Annotated in this window: 16 protein-coding genes; 11 read left to right on the top strand and 5 right to left on the bottom strand. The window is 69.1% G+C overall.

The window, feature by feature from the left end; genetic code table 11:
• Window positions 1-27: 27 nt before the first annotated feature.
• Window positions 28-669, bottom strand: coding sequence for a hypothetical protein (locus AB0I66_RS01770; RefSeq protein WP_363205680.1), 642 nt, complete (start codon window positions 667-669; stop codon window positions 28-30).
• A 303-nt stretch (window positions 670-972) separates the two neighbouring features.
• Here AB0I66_RS01770 and AB0I66_RS01765 point away from each other — a divergent pair, with 303 nt between their 5' ends.
• On the top strand, window positions 973-1,341 hold the full coding sequence (locus AB0I66_RS01765) for a YrdB family protein (RefSeq protein WP_363205679.1): 369 nt from the start codon (window positions 973-975) through the stop codon (window positions 1,339-1,341).
• A 133-nt stretch (window positions 1,342-1,474) separates the two neighbouring features.
• Here AB0I66_RS01765 and AB0I66_RS01760 read toward each other — a convergent pair whose 3' ends face one another.
• Both AB0I66_RS01760 and AB0I66_RS01755 read right to left on the bottom strand, forming a co-directional pair.
• Entirely contained in the window at window positions 1,475-2,575 is a 1,101-nt protein-coding gene (locus AB0I66_RS01760; RefSeq protein WP_363205678.1) for a HAMP domain-containing sensor histidine kinase, read from the bottom strand.
• The gene (locus AB0I66_RS01755; protein WP_363205677.1) at window positions 2,568-3,236 is read right to left on the bottom strand and encodes a response regulator transcription factor; all 669 of its coding nucleotides are present in this window, start codon (window positions 3,234-3,236) and stop codon (window positions 2,568-2,570) included. Before AB0I66_RS01755 ends, AB0I66_RS01760 begins: the two co-directional genes overlap by 8 nt.
• A 177-nt stretch (window positions 3,237-3,413) precedes the next feature.
• Here AB0I66_RS01755 and AB0I66_RS01750 point away from each other — a divergent pair, with 177 nt between their 5' ends.
• The 7 genes from AB0I66_RS01750 to AB0I66_RS01720 all read left to right on the top strand — a co-directional run bounded on the left by AB0I66_RS01750 (window position 3,414) and on the right by AB0I66_RS01720 (window position 9,466).
• Window positions 3,414-4,052, top strand: coding sequence for a M15 family metallopeptidase (locus AB0I66_RS01750; protein ID WP_363205676.1), 639 nt, complete (start codon window positions 3,414-3,416; stop codon window positions 4,050-4,052).
• A complete protein-coding gene (locus AB0I66_RS01745; protein ID WP_363205675.1) occupies window positions 4,049-5,167 on the top strand; it encodes an endonuclease/exonuclease/phosphatase family protein in 1,119 nt (372 codons plus the stop codon). Before AB0I66_RS01750 ends, AB0I66_RS01745 begins: the two co-directional genes overlap by 4 nt.
• Before the next feature lie 200 nt (window positions 5,168-5,367).
• On the top strand, window positions 5,368-5,844 hold the full coding sequence (locus AB0I66_RS01740; protein ID WP_363205674.1) for a hypothetical protein: 477 nt from the start codon (window positions 5,368-5,370) through the stop codon (window positions 5,842-5,844).
• Window positions 5,845-5,960: 116 nt separating this feature from the next.
• Window positions 5,961-6,929, top strand: a complete 969-nt coding sequence (locus AB0I66_RS01735) for an ADP-ribosylation family protein (protein ID WP_363205673.1) — start codon at window positions 5,961-5,963, stop codon at window positions 6,927-6,929.
• A gap of 79 nt (window positions 6,930-7,008) precedes the next feature.
• A complete protein-coding gene (locus tag AB0I66_RS01730; RefSeq protein WP_363205672.1) occupies window positions 7,009-7,188 on the top strand; it encodes a hypothetical protein in 180 nt (59 codons plus the stop codon).
• A 22-nt stretch (window positions 7,189-7,210) separates the two neighbouring features.
• Window positions 7,211-8,104 (top strand): NAD-dependent protein deacetylase, encoded by an 894-nt coding sequence (locus tag AB0I66_RS01725; protein ID WP_363205671.1) that lies wholly within the window; start codon window positions 7,211-7,213, stop codon window positions 8,102-8,104.
• A gap of 1,089 nt (window positions 8,105-9,193) precedes the next feature.
• The gene (locus AB0I66_RS01720) at window positions 9,194-9,466 is read left to right on the top strand and encodes a DUF3253 domain-containing protein (protein WP_363205670.1); all 273 of its coding nucleotides are present in this window, start codon (window positions 9,194-9,196) and stop codon (window positions 9,464-9,466) included.
• 10 nt (window positions 9,467-9,476) lie between these two features.
• On the opposite strand, the gene AB0I66_RS01715 is transcribed toward AB0I66_RS01720, so the two are convergent.
• Window positions 9,477-10,325: a LysR family transcriptional regulator gene (locus tag AB0I66_RS01715; RefSeq protein WP_363205669.1), complete on the bottom strand. Its 849-nt coding sequence runs from the start codon at window positions 10,323-10,325 to the stop codon at window positions 9,477-9,479.
• Window positions 10,326-10,397: 72 nt separating this feature from the next.
• On the opposite strand from AB0I66_RS01715, the gene AB0I66_RS01710 reads away from it, so the two are divergent.
• Window positions 10,398-11,708: an MFS transporter gene (locus tag AB0I66_RS01710; RefSeq protein ID WP_363205668.1), complete on the top strand. Its 1,311-nt coding sequence runs from the start codon at window positions 10,398-10,400 to the stop codon at window positions 11,706-11,708.
• Between the two features lie 88 nt (window positions 11,709-11,796).
• On the opposite strand, the gene rph is transcribed toward AB0I66_RS01710, so the two are convergent.
• Window positions 11,797-14,481: a rifamycin-inactivating phosphotransferase gene (rph, locus tag AB0I66_RS01705; RefSeq protein WP_363205667.1), complete on the bottom strand. Its 2,685-nt coding sequence runs from the start codon at window positions 14,479-14,481 to the stop codon at window positions 11,797-11,799.
• Between the two features lie 356 nt (window positions 14,482-14,837).
• Here rph and AB0I66_RS01700 point away from each other — a divergent pair, with 356 nt between their 5' ends.
• Both AB0I66_RS01700 and AB0I66_RS01695 read left to right on the top strand, forming a co-directional pair.
• Window positions 14,838-15,662 (top strand): PP2C family protein-serine/threonine phosphatase, encoded by an 825-nt coding sequence (locus tag AB0I66_RS01700; RefSeq protein ID WP_363205666.1) that lies wholly within the window; start codon window positions 14,838-14,840, stop codon window positions 15,660-15,662.
• A gap of 193 nt (window positions 15,663-15,855) precedes the next feature.
• Window positions 15,856-16,929, top strand: a complete 1,074-nt coding sequence (locus tag AB0I66_RS01695) for an MASE1 domain-containing protein (RefSeq protein WP_363205665.1) — start codon at window positions 15,856-15,858, stop codon at window positions 16,927-16,929.
• The last annotated feature ends 31 nt before the right edge of the window (window positions 16,930-16,960 follow it).

Below are 16,960 nucleotides of genomic sequence, written 5' to 3'. Positions count from 1 at the left end.
CTGGGACCTGGGACCTGGGACCTGGGATCAGCGGGGCCGGTGGCCGAGGAGTTCGATCAGCCCGACGGGGAGGTACGCGGGCCGGTGCGGACGGCCGATCTGGTACGGCACGTAGCCGAGCGAGGCGGCGACGTCGACCTCCTCGGCCGTCTCGGCCTGATAGACGACCCGGCAGTGACCCGCGGAGGCCTTCGCGCGCTGCCAGAGCACGGGAGCCGGCTTGCGCTCCGCCTCCGTGCGGGGAGTGAGGACGCGGTCGCCGAAGTCCTCCCAGGCGAAGGGCGCGGAGCCCTGCCAGGTGGCGTCGACCTCCTTCTTCAGCCGGGCGGCGCGCTCGGCGTCGGTCGCGCCCCAGGAGGACGGCACGTTGGTGATCAGGCCGATCCTGATGTGCCGTTCGCGCAGGGCTCGCAGATAGGAGGCCGCCCCGGGCCGATAGCTGGTGCTGCCGTCGTCGGCGGTGTGCACGAGGGTCTCGCCCAGGTCGAAGTACACGACGGGGCAGGCGCGTTGCGTTCCCACCCGGGCGGCGGCGGAGGCCGACGCCGTGCCGCCGCCCGCGTCCCCGGGCACTGCGGTGCTCGCCGTCGCGCACAGCACGGTCGACGTCAGCGCCGCGCAGAGGGCGAGGCTCGCCCGGGTGGAGCGCTGTAAGGCGGTTCTGTTCATGGTGTCGTCGTCGCCCTTCTTCTGGCACACCACGAGGGTGTGCGACTGTCCAGTACATGACACGACGCAGCCTGTGGCATCCCCAGCGGCGCCAAGGTGACTGGCTGACCGGCAACTCCCGCGTCGTTTCGCCGATCTATCGCGCTCTACCCCCGAACACCGCGCGCCACTCGGGCCCCGTCGGCCACAACGTGATCAGGCCACGCCAGCCGCGGCAAGCGTGCTTCAATGCGGCTCGGCTGCGGCTCTGCTGCGGACCTGTTCGCCTGGCCGGCCCGCGTTCGTGACGGAGGATGACCCACGATGAAGCTTCCTGCGCCCCTGCACGTGTTCAACGAAGGTCTGGCGTTCCTTCTGGAAGTCGTCGCCCTCGTCGTGCTCGCCTGGTGGGGCTGGCAGAGCGTGGACCCCCTTGCCCTGCGGATCCTCCTCGCCCTCGCCGTACCTGCGGCGGCCGCCACCCTGTGGGGCCTGTTCGCCGCGCCGAAGGCCCGGATAGCGGTGCCGCTGGCGGGCGTACTGGCGGTGAAGGCGCTGGTGTTCGGAGCCGCGGCCATCGCTTGGTGGGCCATGGGCCGGCATACGTGGGCCACCGCCTTCGCCGTCGTGGTCGCCCTCAACACCACCCTCGCCACGCTGGACCGGCGGGCGGCGATGCACCAGCGGACCTGACGACCGGTTGTCGCATGGACCACGGCCTTACCAAGGCGGCCTTCGAGCGCTTTGCCCAGGGCCTCCTCTGTGAGCCTTGCACCACCCGATGACTGAACTCCTTCTGCACGAAGCGGCCGGGCACGGTGGTTTTCTAGCCGTCCGTGTCCGGTGCTGCCGCCGGTAGTTCCACGGTGATGCGGAGCCCGCCCCCGGGTCGTGGCGCGAGGGTGAGTGTGCCGTCGTGTGCGTGGGTGATGGTCTCGACGATGGCCAGGCCGAGGCCGACGCCCGCGTGGTCGGTGTGCCGGTGAACGCGCTCGGTGCCGCGCTGGAACGGTTCGGTGAGTGTCGCGACCAGGTGTGGAGTCAATTGCTCGCCGGTGTTCTCGACCGTGAGCAGCACGGTGCCGGGCCGGACGCTGGCAGTGACCCACACCCTGCCCTGTCCGGCCGTATTGTGGACGATCGCGTTGTGCACGAGGTTCATGGTCAGTTGCAGCAGCAGCGCCGGCGATCCGCTCACGGGGGTGACGTCGCCACGGGTCTCGATGGTGACGCCATTCCTTTCCGCGAGGGGGAGCAGCGTCTCGGTGGCTTCTTCCGCCATGAGGGACAGGTCGACCTGCTCTCGGGAGAAGGACCGCTGGCCGGCCCGGCTGAGCAGGAGCAAGGCTTCAGTGAGGTCGATCGCGCGGGTGTTGACGGCGTGAAGGCGGTCGAGGACCTCGCCGGTGTCCTGTGACGGATCGGAGCGGGCCACGTCAAGGAGTGACTTCGAGATGGCAAGTGGGGTGCGTAGTTCGTGCGAGGCGTTGGCCGCGAACCTCCGCTGCTCGGCGACATGTGCCTCGAGCCGTGTGAGCATCGCGTCGAAGGCGTCGGCGAGTTCGCGGAACTCGTCCTGACGGCCGGGCAGTTGGATGCGGTGTGAGAGTGACCCGGTCGCGGCGGTGCGGGTGGCGTCCGTGATGCGGGTCAGAGGGGCGAGCATCCGTCCGGCGAGGACCCATCCTCCGAGAAGGCCGAACACCAGGAGAAACACCATGACCGCGGCCGCGATGGGAGCGAATCCGCGCACGAAGGTGGTGCCCGGAGTCGCTTTCCATGACCCTGCTGCGTTGGTCTGCAACCAATCTTCCCGCAGGAGCCACCAGCTCACGGCGGCGAGCAGCAAGGCACCGGCGAGCATGAGGAACCCGGCGTAGCTGAGGGTGAGCTTGAGCCGGACACTGAGGCCGCGGGATCTATGCACCCTCGCCTCCGATGCGATAGCCGACGCCGGGCACGGTGGCGATGATCCACGGTTCGCCGAGCCGCTTGCGCAGCGCCGAGATGGTGATGCGGACGGCGTTGGTGAACGGGTCGGCGTTCTCGTCCCACGCACGCTCCAGGAGGCCCTCGGCGCTGACGACACCCCCGTCGGCGGCGATGAGGACCTCGAGGACGGCGAACTGCTTGCGCGTCAGCGCGATGTAGCGGCCGTCCCGGTAGACCTCGCGTCGGAACGGGTCAAGGCGTAGCCCCGCGATCTCACGGACCGGTGGCCGGCTGTGGGCGCGCCTGCGGTCGAGCGCCCGGAGCCTGAGGACGAGTTCCCGCAGGTCGAACGGTTTCGTGAGGTAGTCGTCGGCGCCCAGTTCGAACCCGGACGCCTTGTCGTCAAGGCGGTCGGCCGCTGTGAGCATGAGGATCGGCATCCCGCTGCCGGAGGCGACGATGCGCTCGGCGATCTCGTCACCGGAAGGACCGGGGATGTCGCGATCGAGTACGGCGATGTCGTAGGCATTGATGCTCAGCAGTTCCAGAGCGGAATCGCCGTCGCCCGCGATGTCGGCCGCGATGGCCTCCAGGCGTAGGCCGTCGCGAATGGCTTCCGCCATGTAGGGCTCGTCCTCGACGATCAACACGCGCATGCTCTCGATGCTACGAGCCGGTGCATATCGTCGGCGTATCGAAAACCGCATACGTGCCGGGAACACCCTGCTGCCTTGACTGGCAGCATGACTCGAACCCCAGCATCAGCACGCACAATGCCGAGCCAGTCGCCGAGCCAGGCGTCGCGCCAGTCGCCTCAGCGGATGCCTCGACGGATGCGCCGACGCCTTGCCGTAGGTCTGCTCTGCCTGCTCGGCCTGGCAGTCGTCATAGCGGCGATCACCGCGGCTCTCGGCGGGCGATTACTCAAGCCCTCGTCATCCACGGCCGCGTCACCCCTGAGTTCGATCGGCAGCGATCGTGACGGTGATCGTGACCGTGGCCGTAACCGCGATGCGCTCGGCGAGGACGACGGCGTGGTCCCGGACGGCGTGACGGTCTTCGACGACGCGACTCCGGCCGTGGCCCGCCTCGACACGGAGCTGCTCAAGGCCCTGCGCCAGGCCGCGACGGATGCGGCGGACGACGGCGTCGAGGTCTACGTCAACAGCGGCTGGCGCTCCGCGGACTACCAGAACCAGCTACTTCGCGAGGCGATCGCCGAGTACGGCTCCGAGGACGAGGCCGCCCGATGGGTGGCCACCGCGGCGACGTCTCCCCACGTGTCAGGGGATGCGGCCGACCTCGGCCGCTCCGATGCCACGAAGTGGCTCGCCGAGCACGGTGCCGAGTACGGGCTGTGCCAGATCTACAAGAACGAACCGTGGCACTACGAACTACGCCCCGAAGCGGCCGATCACGGCTGCCCGCGTACGTATGCCGACCCCACCGAGGACCCGAGGATGCAGCAGTGAGCGTGAGCGAGCGAGGACAGAGCATGGTGCAGGTCGACACGGAGGAGGAGACCGGTCAGGGCCACGAGGGCGACCAGCGAGACCAGCGAGACCAGGGCGACCAGGACAGGCCGGAAGGGCCGGGCGGGCCGTGTCTGTGGAAGCGCGGCCCGGGTCCCTGGAAGCGCGGCCCGGTGCTCACCGCCCTGGCCCTGCTGCTGGGCCTGTTCATGCTGCTGCACGCACAGATCACGGACTACGGGGGCCTCGGCAGCCTGGTGGAGACCTTCCTGCCATGGTTCGGCCTGCTGGTCCCCGTGCTGCTGGCCGGGGCGCTGTGGCGTCGCTCCGCCTCCGCGGTGATCGCGCTGTTGGTACCGGTCACGGTGTGGCTGAACCTCTTCGGCGGGCTGCTCATGGACAAGTCCCACTCCGGCAGCGACCTCACCGTGGCCAGCCACAACGTCGGCGCCGATAACTCCGACCCGTCCGGCACCGCCCGCGCGCTGGCTGCCTCCGAGGCGGACGTACTGGCCCTGGAGGAGATCAGTGCCCAGGCGAAGCCGCTGTACGAGAAGGGCCTGGCGAAGGCGTATCCGTATCACGTGGCGAAGGGGACGGTCGGGCTGTGGAGCAAGCTGCCGCTGTCCGACACCCGGCCGGTCGACACCGAGATGGACTACGGACCGCTGGGGGACGCCAAGCCGGCCGACGTCAAGATGACCTACAACCGGGCACTGCGCACCACGGTGGCCACGGACCAGGGTCCGCTGGCGGTGTATGTGGCCCACCTGGGTTCCGTACGCGTGGTTCCCAGGGATGGCTTCATGACGGACGACCGGGATCGTGGCGCGAAGGCGCTCGCCAAGGCCCTCGCCGCCGAACGGAACGAGCGGGTGGTACTGCTCGGCGACCTGAACGGCACCACCACCGACCGCGCTCTTGCCGACATCACCTCGCAGCTGCGCTCGGCGCAGGACGAGGCCGGTGATGGCCTCGGCTTCAGCTGGCCGGCGTCCTTCCCGGTGGCGCGGATCGACCAGATCCTGGTCAGGGGCGTGGAGCCGGCGAGTGCGTGGGTGCTGCCGGAAACGGGCAGCGACCATCTGCCGGTGGCAGCCGGGATCAACTGGTGACTGACGCGGAGAGCGCAGTTGCTCTGCGCCGAAACACGTTGTGGCGACTCTGAGGTGGAAGGGGAGGCCCTTCGACCTCCCCAGGCGTACAGCCCTCCCCTTCCAGCCTTCGCCGGGTGCCCCGCCGCGCCGGATCCATGCGCGCCGGGGAGATCATTCCGCGGGCCTGTTTGTCAGAGGCGTCCGCTAGGTTGCGGCCCATGGGAAACTCAGGCGGATCTTTGGCAACCCAGTGCTCCACGGGTGAACTGCACCAGCTCATGCGGGCGGCCGGCTTCACCGGCATCGAAGACACGGAGGCGCGGGCGGAGGGCTGGGGCGTGACGGAGTTCGCCGACGCGGGGCAGCGAAGTCTGGCGGCGCTTGTGCAGAAGACAGGGACACCGGCGGTCATGGTGTCCTTCGTGGACAGCGATTTGGGGTTCGTCGAAGCTGCCACGCCGGAAGGCAGCACCTGGGAGGGCCTGCTCAACCGCGAGCTGGCGGAGGACTACGAGATACCTCTGGAGCAATTCCCCGTGGAACCCGCCGTGGCCGGCGCACTCGCCTGGTCGACCGCCGCCGGACTGACCCCCGACGAGAAAGCCATCCGACAAACCCTCACCGGCTCGGCCCTCTTCGCGGAAGAACTCTCCTCAAGGCTCATGGCCGCCCTGGGGCTGCCTGCTGCGACCTGACCTCGGCGGGGTGAGCAGTGCAGGAGGACGCTGTCCGGCCATGCGCGGGCTTTCGATAGCCTCGCCCTTCGTCGTAGTGATTCGGCGTACGTACGCCACAACTTGGGGGACTTTCGATGAGCGGCAACTCGTGGAATCCGGCAGCACGAGCCGCCGTCGAAGCGCGCGTCTTGCGTGACTGGGGTCTGGAACTGCCCGAGTCAATCTTCCGGTTCTGGCGTTTCCTTGAGTCACTTGGTCCGGTCGAAGAGCGCGCGCTGGCGGATATGGGGGTCAGCCCGTTCGGCATCATGGATCTGTTCGGCGCCCCTGACCGGATGCCGGTCGAGGACATCGACGTACGCGTGCACGGCCGTTACTACCGGGACCCGCCCGAGTTCCTGACCTTCATGCACGGGGGTACGGACGGTCTGCACTACGGCCTGTGGTTCGACGACGGCCGTACCTGCAGAACTGTTGCCTCCTACTACAACAATGACGGCGGCGAGATCGACACCACCGCGAGCACGCCGCTGGAGGCGGTACGCGCTCTCCTCGAACGAGTGTGGCGCGACATCGAGGACGACGTACGGGACGAAGGGGCGGAGGCGCGACGCGATCATCTGGCCCAGCTGCGTGACGCGCTGACCGCCGTGGAGACGGGGGATCGGCCAGAAGTCGGTCTCGCCTACTCCTCGACATACGACAGGCCCGCCGGGCCCGTGGACCCTGACCGGATCACGACGCTGGACGGAGCAGGCGGGCTCGCTTCGGGCGCCTCCACCTTGGACCGCCCCGGGCACCGCGGCGCCGACGAGTACAAGTTCGCGACCTACATGTACGACCTGTTCGACGATGCCGCCGCCTTGCGGGCGAACGTGGAGGACGCCCGCCGCCGCTGCGCGCAGGGCGATCCCACGGAGGCGCTGCTCCTGGGCCGTGACCTGCACTGGGCGTCGGCGGGCGACCCGGACCGCGAGGCCCTCGCGCACGAATTCCTCGTACTCGCCTATCGCGCGCTGGAGCGCCCCGCGCTGGGCGCCATCGCAGAGGCGCACCACCGGCACCGTTCGCTCCCGAAGGTGAACGTACTGAAGTGCGGTTGATGCGGTCGAGGAAATTGGTCAGCGCGATCTCCATGGTGATCGCGCCCAGTTCTTCCTGACTGAAGTGTGCGGCGGCGGCATGGGTGTAGATGTTCGCGGTGCCAGCCGCGCCCGCAGAGAGGTGCAGTCGACCGAGCGGCCGGGAAGCGTCGGGCCAGGACAGCGTGAGGTGGTCAAGGCGTTCTTGGCGGCGGCTCGGCTCGGTGAGTTCGAGGAGCTGCTTCGACTGCTCGACCCCGACGGACAACTGACCGTGTGATCGCGGACGTAAGCTGGCAGGCATGCGGATGCGACCCACGTTGACCTGGGAGCCCACTGCCGGTGTGCTCCCGGCCTCGAACGACCTCACCGCTGTCGTCGAGGCGGTGCGCGCGGGCCAGGTCGTGGTGCTGAGCGGCGCGGGGCTGTCCACGGAGTCGGGCATCCCGGACTACCGCGGCGAGAACGGTTCCCTGCGTCGGCACACGCCCATGACCTATCAGGAGTTCATCGGCGCCGAGCATGCCCGACGGCGGTACTGGGCGCGCAGTCAGCTGGGGTGGCGGGCAATGACGCAGGCCCGCCCCAACGCAGGTCATCGGGCCGTGACCGCGCTGTCCGACGCGGGCCTGGTCACCGGCGTGATCACGCAGAACGTCGACGGGCTGCAGCAGTCGGCCGGGGCCCAGAACGTCATCGAACTGCACGGAAGCCTGAGCCGGGTGGTCTGCCTGACCTGCGGGCGAGGCAGCACCCGAGCGGAGCTCGACCAGCGGCTGAGAGAGGCCAACCCGGGGTTCGAGGCCGCCGCCGAGCGTTACCGAGCCGCGCGGGTCAACCCGGACGGCGACGTGGAACTGCCGGATGAGGCGGTACGTGAATTCCGGGTGGTGGCGTGCGCGGCCTGCGGCGACGGGGTGCTCAAGCCGGACGTCGTCTTCTTCGGCGAGAACGTCCCTCCGGGGCGGGTGGCGGACTGTCGCCGCCTGGTCGACGAAGCCGCCGTCCTGCTCGTACTCGGTTCCTCCCTCACCGTCATGTCCGGCCTGCGCTTCGTGCGCCAGGCGGCAGAGTCGGGCACGCCGGTCCTGATCGTCAACCAGGGCCCGACCCGAGGCGACCGCTGGGCGACCCAGCGCGTCGAACTCCCGCTGGGGGAGGCGCTGGCGGCCCTGGTGGCGCAGGTGTGTCCCTGAGGCTGTCGGCCAACATGGTCGGAGGGGCCGCGGGGCCTGGTCTTCGGAGCCAGCACGGCGCTGAGTTTGCAAGCGCCCGTACTGAAAATCGCCCCACATCGGGCCAAGGCGGGCTGCCACACTGAGGTAACGGAGGCGGGTCCGACGCGACTGCCTTGGAGGCCGATTGTGGGGACGTGGCTGATACCTCTGTTGACCTTGACCGCTGGAGCGCTCCTGTCCAGCGTGGTCACCTACGCCGGAACGCGGAGCAAGCTTGCATTGGACTACGACGCGGATCTTCGGCAGAAGCGCATTGACGTGTACACAGACCTATGGGGCCGTTTAGAACCCTTGTCGAAGTATGTCCCGCCGACAACCTTTCGGGTTGCCGAAGTGAAGCAGCTCGCGGAGAGCCTGCAAGCCTGGTACTTCGGAACGGGCGGCCTATTTCTCTCGATGGCCGCGCGTGGTGAATACCTAGCCTTGCAGGACACCTTGCAACGGATCAGTGACGGATGGGGCTGGGAGGAGTCAGGTGAGGAACGCTTGATACCTGCGGTGCGAGAGTACGTGCGGGTCCAGGGAAGTCGTCTACGCACCAGCCTTACTCGCGATGTAGCAACACGGACGCGTCCCAAAGTGCCCGGGCGACCGGAGTCTGATCTGCAGCGGTTAGCTGGGATCTATGAGCGTGACGATCAATACTGCATCCAACTCGTTTTCGCTCCTTGGATTTTGGGAGGGCCTCGTCGTCTCACTCTGCGGCCCTTGAGGTCTCAGGGGCCGATTCGAGCGCTGTGCTGGGATCGCACGCACCTGACCGTCCGGGCCGAGCTATCGGCCCCGGGTGGAAGCCGGCGCCAGCGGGTGTTCCTCGTCGAGGACGGTTGGTTGATCGAGGGGCCTGTGCCAGACGAGCAGACGCCAGATGTTGTGGTCCTGTGGAGGAAGGTCGCCGATGGCACTGCCCGGGGCCCGCGCTGAGTCTTGCCGATGACGTTGCCCCCGGCTGGACCTGTTCCGGACCGTCCGGGCGCGTTGGAGGAAAGGCAAAGGGACCGGTGGCGACATCCCGATATTCGGCGTCGGCGGTGCGACACTGGCGCCGTGAGTGACAAGGAGCGGCGGAACGGGCAGCGCTTGGAGCGGGCGATCGTGGAGTTGCTTGAGGGGCGGGTTGCGGATGCCACCATTTGCCCGTCCGACGCCGCGCGGGCGGTGTACGAAGGGGACGACGACGGCTGGCGTGAGCTCATGGAACCGGCCCGCCGCGCGGCGCGGCGCCTGGTGGCGGCCGGCGAGGTGGAGATCACCCAGGGCGGCCGGGCCATTGACCCGGACAAGGCCCGCGGCCCGATCCGTATCCGCCGCGTTCGCTGACTGCCGCGCCTCAGAGCGTGCGTCGTAGCGCCGTCTCCACCGCGTCGATCAGCGGATCCCCCTCGGTCCGTGGGTGCCGTGCGAGGCCGAGTTCGACGTCCGGCAGGGTGGGCAGGGCGTTCGTGTCGTGGCCGACCATGCCCGGTTCGAGGTTCGTGGGCATGAGTGCGGCGACGCCGAGCCCGGCCCGCACCGCTGCGAGTACGCCGACCAGGCTGTTGCTTTCGAACGCCACCCGCCAGTGCCTGCCGGCCCGCTCCAGGGTCTCCAGGACCGCCGTACGCCAGGTGCACGTACCCGAGAAGAGCACCACAGGCAGGGGATCGGCGGTCAAGGTCACATCCACGCCCTGGCCGACCGCCCAGACCAGCGGGCGGCGAACCGTCCAGCGCGGCGGCGCGGGAACCACCGGCACCTCGTCGAGCACGAGTTGCACGCGGCCTGCCTCGTAGGCCTCCCGCATCTCGGCGCTGGAACAGCTCAGCACCTCCAGCGTCGCACCGGGGTGCAGCCGGGCGAGGTCGGCGAGAGCTTGTGGAAGCTGGGCCGCTGCGAGGTCTTCGAGGAGCCCGACGCCGCAACGGCCGCTCAGCGCGCGCCCGGTCTCGGTGAGTGCTTGTGCGCTGAGCGAGAGGATGCGCTCGGCGTACGGCAGGAGCTCCTCGCCCGCCCGCGTCAGTGAGACACCGGACGGCGATCGGTAGAGCAGCGGACGGCCGACGGTGCTCTCGAGCTTGCGGACCTGCTGGCTGAGCCCCGGCTGGGTCCTGCCCAGCGTGGTCGCGGCGCGGCTGATGCTGCCCGCCCGCACGACGGCGACGAATGACCGCAGCAACGCGGTCTCAAGGTCCTTGGCCATAAATAATTACTATGGCAGCTCCAGCGAAATAACCACTACCTATGTCGTGACGCGGGAATTAGCGTCACACAAGTGACCGGATACCGACAGATACTCGCCGTACCAGGGATGGCGTCGCTGCTGGGCATCTCACTGCTCGCGCGAGCCGCGATCACGGCCGACGTGATGGCGCTGACGATGTACGTCGTGCTGGGTCTGGACATGAGCTACGCGGCAGCCGGTGGTGTCGCGGCGGCGCTGACCACCGGACTGGCGCTCGGCGGGCCGCTGCTCGGGCGCATGATCGACCGGCGGGGCCTGCGCGCGGTCTTGCTGGCAACTGTCGTGGTCCAGGTTGTGTTCTGGCTGAGCGTGCCGATCCTGCCGTACGGAACCCTGCTGGGCGCCGCTTTCGCGGCGGGGCTGCTGATGGTGCCGGCCCAGCCGGTGACCAGACAGGCGATCGCCGCGATGACGACGGCGGAACAGCGCCGTCCCGCCTTCGCGCTGGAATCGGTGCAGGGCGAACTGTCGTACATCATGGGCCCGCCGATCGTGATCCTCTGCGCGGCGAAATGGTCCCCGGAGGTGGTCGCATGGGGTGTCGGTGCCGCGATCGTGGTGGGAGGAGCGGGCATCGCCCTTCTCGACCCGCCGCTGCGCACCAAGGACGAGGCGGGCGTCGGTACGGTCGTACGCCCCCGTCGCCGGGAGTGGCTGGGGTCCGGGATGATCGCCATGCTCATGATGGCGTTCGGCACCACGATGCTGCTCAGCGGCACCGACCTGGCCATCGTCGCCACCCTCAAGGAATCCGGACAGGTCTCCTGGGCCGCCGTGGTCGTGGCGACGTACGGCGCGGCCTCTGTCGTCGGCGGGCTGGTCTACGGCGTGCTGTCCCGGCCGGTGCCGACGTGGCTGCTGCTCGGTCTGCTCGGCCTTGCGACCATTCCGGCGGGGATGGCCCACGATTGGCCCTGGTTGTGCGTGGCCGTCGCCCTTTCGGGGCTGCTCGTCGCGCCGACTCTTTCTACGGTGGCCGACGCGGTGATGCGACTCGCGCCGGCCGGCGTACGTGGTGAGGCGACGGGCCTGCAGTCCTCGGCGCTGAGCGCGGGTTTCGCGCTCGGAACGCCGATCGTCGGGGTCGCGATCGACGCCTCCGTGCCGGGCGGCGGCTTCGCGGCGGCGGGGCTGGCCGGCCTCGCCGCCGCACTGGCCGGATATCTGCTGTCCCGTGGCTCACGCGCCGCCCGAACGCGGCCTCCGCGCAAAGGACTTGGGCTCAGCGAGGTGCAGGACCTCCACCGCACCCTCGATCCGCACCCGGCACACCCGGCACACCAGGAACACTCAGTGAACCCGCCGCGTCCGCATGAGACCGGCGCCCGGCCTGGCGCGTGAGCTCAGGCCGGAGCGTGGCACCGCCTCTCGCTGGTTCGGTGCGGCGGTGCGGCGGTGCGGCGGTGCGGCAGTGCGGCGGTGGGGTCGGTCAGGGCAGGATCTCGATGTACCCGTCGGTTCCGTGGACGCGAATACGCTGCCCGTCACGGATCAGGCGCGTGGCCTGTTCCACGCCCACGACAGCCGGCAAACCGTACTCACGGGCGATCACCGCGCCATGGGTCATCAGGCCGCCCACCTCCGTCACCAGCCCCGCGATTCCGACGAACAGCGGGGACCAACTGGGGTCCGTGAAGGACGTGACCAGGATGTCCCCCGCTTCGAGATCGGCCTGCGACATGTCCAGGATGACGCGGGCCCGCCCCTCGACGGTCCCCGCGGAGACCGGCAGGCCGACCAGGGCACCGGCCGGCGCGTCATCGCGCCGATACGCCCCGGTGAGGGCCTCTCCGTCCGACGTGAGCACCCGGGGCGGGGTGAGCGTCTGGTACGCCCGGAACGCGTCTTTGCGCTGCGGGATGAGCTGCTCGTCCAACTGCTTCGAGCGCACGACCTCGTGGAGTTCCTGGAACGTGAGGTAGAAGATGTCCTCCCTCTCGGGCAGCACGCCTGCGCGCACGAGGCGTTCCGCCTCGTCGAGGAGGGCCTTCTTGTAGACGAAGTAGCGGCAGATGATGCCGTACTTGGGATACTCCCGGTACCCGATGAAGGTTCTGATCCGGTCGATCATCCCCTTGGTCTCGTCGGCCTTCCGGTCCCCGTCCGGCAGGGCCCGCAAGCGGGACAGCACCTCCTGTTCCTTCTTCTGCGCCTTTAGCCGTCCTTGCTCGAAGCGCTGCTCGGCGGCGCCCGGTTCGAAGTTCCTGACGTTGTCGAGGATCACGGGCACGAGCGTGGCGGGGGACTCGCTCCAGCGTGGCCTGGTGATGTCGATCTCGCCGACGCAGCGCATGCCGTACCGGTCGAGGTAGGCCTGGATGGCGTCGCGCGCCTCGGGTCCGCCCGCGAGCTTCGGCAGCTCGTCAAGGAAGCCCTCGTCCTCGGCGCTCTGCAGGAAGGCCACCACCTCCGGGTGCGGGCGGATGACGTCCGCTACGTCGAGCAGCGCCAGTCCCATCTCCGACGTGATGTTGTCAGGGGCGGACAGCGTGAGGGTGTCGGCCGCGTTCTTCTCGCCCAGCCACTCCTGCAGCTTCTCGTTGAGCCACCAGGTGGCCTCCATCCCCGCCATGATCGCCTGCATGCTCAAGGGGTCACCGAGGACGCGCTTGTGTTCCTCGAAGGCCTCCAGGAGGAAGTCGAACAGAGCCGGTCCGGTCTTCGTCCGGACGTCGCGCTGCAGGGCGGCGACGGACGCCTCGCTGCGCTCGATCAGCTCGGTGACGATGGCCGGGTCGGTCGCGATCGGGGCGGCGGGCGCAGCGCCGGCCGGCGGCGCGGCTGGGGGCGCGGCTGGGGGCGCGTCCGCGAGCGGCGGGGCCTTCGGGGGCGGCGGGACCTCCCCGAACGGCGGGATGAGGTCGGCGCGGTCGATGAGGGTCTCCAGGGCGTCCCTGACCAGCGGATCGCCCTTCCCCACGAGGTCCAGGAGGACGGCGCGGCTCGTGGGCGAGGCCAGGCGCGGGGTGACGTCGACGAACAGCCTTCCGCCTGCCTCGTGCATCGCCACCATGGCCGTCAGCTGCCACATGGAGTACCCGAGGGGCTTCATGGCGTCGGTCATCATCTGCTGGTGGCCGACCGAGACGTACACGTGGTTGTCCCGGTCATCGGTCTCCGGGATGGGAAAGAGGGTGGTGATCGGCCGGCTCTGAACGATCCGGAAGCCCCCGCTTCCGGGTTCACCCTCGCTGTCACCGTCACCGTCGTCGGTCAGGCACCATTCGATGTCCTGAGGGCGGCCGAAGTGCGCTTCGATCCGCCGCCCGATCCGCACGAGCTCCGTGACCTGGCCGTCCGTCAGCGCCGGCTGCTCCTGCCGCAGTGCGGCGACGGTCACTTCCTGCGTGCCGCCGGTGGGCAGGGCCTGTACGGCAAGTTGTTTGGCGGCGATCGTCTTGGCAACGACTTCGCCGTGGCGCACCTTGAAGGTGTCGGGGTTCACCAGGCCGGAGACCAGGGCTTCGCCGAGTCCGAAGCCCGCGTCGACCGTGGCGACCTTCCGGTCGCCCGTGACGGGGTCGGCCGTGAACAGGATTCCGGACGCACGGGGGAAGACCATTTCCTGCACGACCACGGCCATGTGGACCGTACGGTGGTCGATGCCGTTGCGTCGGCGGTAGGTGACCGCCCGCTCGGTGAACAGCGAGGCCCAGCACCGGCTGATGTGCTGGAGGATCGCCGTCGTGCCCACGACGTTCAGGTACGTGTCCTGCTGGCCGGCGAAGGAGGCCGTGGGCAGGTCCTCTGCCGTCGCACTGGACCGGACGGCGTAGGCGGCTTGCTCGCCGTGCCGGGAGAGCGCGTGGGTGATCGACGTCGAGAGATCGGCCGGGAGGGGAGTCTCCTCGATGGTCTGACGGATCTCCGCGCTCAGTGTGCGGATCTCGTCTTTGTCGTCAGGGCTCAGACGAGCCAGCTGGTCGAGCCGCTTCTCGAGCGACGGCGCTTCCGCCATGGTTCGCCGGAAGGCGTGTGTCGTCACGCAGAAGCCCTGCGGCACGCGGATGCCTTCGATCCGCGAGAGCCCGCCCAGGTGCGCACCCTTGCCGCCGACGACCGCGACCTGCGTCTCGTCGACTTCTTGAAGATCCAACACGTACTGCTCAGTCACTGCGTTACCTCCGAGGCAGCCGCGCTGCGTCGTACTGGGGTGGGGCGTCGGCGGATGATTCTGCGCCGTGACCGGGGCCTTGTGGCAAGCCCCCCACTGGGATATATCTTGATAGTGGCAAGGAGAGATCTCTCCTTGCCTTTGCTTTTTTTCTGCCGTACCCGCGTCCACCCCCCAGGTACCACCCGCGTCCATCCGCGACCGGCTCGGACTCCCGTCGGACTGCCGGTGGAGGCCCGACAGGGTGCGTGCGCCGGAATCTCCGGGCAAAGTTGATGGCGAGGTTGTGCCAGTGGTGCACGAGGCGAGAGACAGCTGAACCGACGCGAGGTGCTCTCGCGGAACCGGGGCGATCGATGTTCCGTACGCAGGCGGCCGACGACGGCGACGAGCTGCTTGCCAGGCTCGGGGCCCTGACTGCCCGCGCCCGGGAGCTCGCGGAGATGCAGCGCTCCCGCGTCGAGCTGGCGGTGGCCCTGCAGCGCGGCATGCTCCCGCACGACCTCCCGGAGCCTCCGGGCGTCCGGCTGGCCGTGGGCTACATGCCCGCCAACCACGGGCTGAACGTCGGGGGAGACTGGTACGACGCCTTCACCATGCCCGACGGCCGTATCGGGCTGTCCATCGGAGACGTGCAGGGGCACAACATCAAGGCCGCCGCGTTCATGGGCCAGGTCCGTGTGGGTCTGCGTGCGCTGGCCTCCGTCACGGGCGACCCGGGGGAGCTGCTCAGTCGTACCAACGACCTCCTGATCTCCCTGGGCGCGGACCTCTTCGCCACGTGCACCTTTCTTCGGCTCGATCCGGCGACCGGCGTACTGGAGTGCGCTCGGGCCGGGCACATTCCCCACATCTGGGCCACGGCCGACGGCCGGTCCGGTGTCGACGAAGGAGAGTGCGGGCCCCCGCTCGGCGTGCTCGAAGGCGCCGAGTACCCCGTGGTATGCCACCGGCTCACCACGGACGGCGTCGTCGTGCTGCTGACCGACGGCGTGGTGGAGGGGCCGTCACTGAGCCTCGACGAGGGCCTGCGGCGGGTGATGCGGCTCGCCGAGATCACCACGGCTGCCGGTCTTGGCATCAACGCTCTGGTCGGCGGTGTGATGCGGCTGGCGGACACGGTGGGGCATGAGGACGATGCCGCCGTGCTTGTGGTGGGCCATGACGGTGGGGCGCTGTAGCGGTGCCGGTGCCACCAGTGCCAGTGCCAGTGCCAGTGCCAGTGCCAATGCCGGTGTCGGATCGCTGAGAGGCGTGCCTGCCTGCGTACGTGATGTGACGTGACGCGACGCGACCGACGCGGCGCGACGGGACCCGGACAGGGGCCCTCACATGGCCGAAGTGGCCCACTCGGTGTCTGATGGCCCTGTGTTGGTGACTCGACGGTTCCGGCGGTTCCGGCTGTCCCTGGAGGTAGTACTCAAGACACTGGCCGTGGCCGCCTGCTACTACGTGGCCGGGCGTCTGGGCCTGCTCGGCCGGCTCACCGTCGAGGGTGTGATCGTGACGCCCATTTGGCCGCCGACCGGTGTCGCCGTCGCCGCACTGCTGGTCTACGGCGTGTCGATCTGGCCCGGGATCGCCGTGGGTTCCTTCCTCGTGATCGCGTCCCTCACCACCCCTCAGCTCACCACGCTCGTCACCGTGGCGGGCAACACCGTCGGCCCGCTCTGCGCCTATCTGATGCTGCGCCGGGTCGGTTTCCGGGTAGGAATCTCACGGCTGCGTGACGGCCTGGCCCTGGTCTTCCTCGGCGGGCTCGGCGCCATGCTGATCAGTGCCACGGCGGGGGTCGGGCTGCAGGTGCTGACCGGTGGGCTGGAAACGGGGGAGTTCTGGTCGGTGTGGCTGGCCTGGTGGGTGGGCGACGCGATGGGCGTCCTGCTCGTCACTCCGCTCCTGCTGGTGCTGGTGGGTGCCGCTGGGCCGCTGCGGCTGAGGCGATGGAAGGAGATGCTGTGCCTGGGCCTCGCGGCCGTGGTCGTCGTACCTCTGGCGGTGCTCGGCGACCTGAGCCTGCTCTTCCTCGTCTTCCCGCTGCTGATCTGGGTGGCGTTGCGCTTCCAGCTGGCCGGGAGCATGCTGTGCGCGCTGTTCGCGTCCGTGCTGACGACGTTCGAGGCGAACAAGCAGCGAGGTGCCTTCCATGACCTGACCGCCGTCGAGGTCATGACGAAACTGCAGGCGTTCAACGGCGCCACTGCGCTGACGGCGCTCTTGTTGTCCGCCATGGTCGCGGAACAGCGCGCCACCCGACGGTCGGTGAAGAGTGCCTGCGGGGAACTCGCGGAGGTCCTGGAGCACCTGGCGGCGGGGGAGACCCCACCCGAACTGTCCCCCCGACACGTAGCCGCACTCCATCCCGACGACGGGACGACGTCAGCGACAGACACCCTCAGCCGCAGGGAAGCGTCACCACCGCACAGCCGCCGGGACGCGGACCTGTAGGCGGCGCTGTCTCGATGAGGGGCTGAGGCTC

Origin of the sequence: Streptomyces sp. NPDC050439, from assembly GCF_040655335.1 — a bacterium.
Taxonomy (GTDB): domain Bacteria; phylum Actinomycetota; class Actinomycetes; order Streptomycetales; family Streptomycetaceae; genus Streptomyces.
The sequence above is the reverse complement of the archived record's forward strand: the minus strand, read 5'-3'. Positions and strand labels throughout refer to the sequence as shown.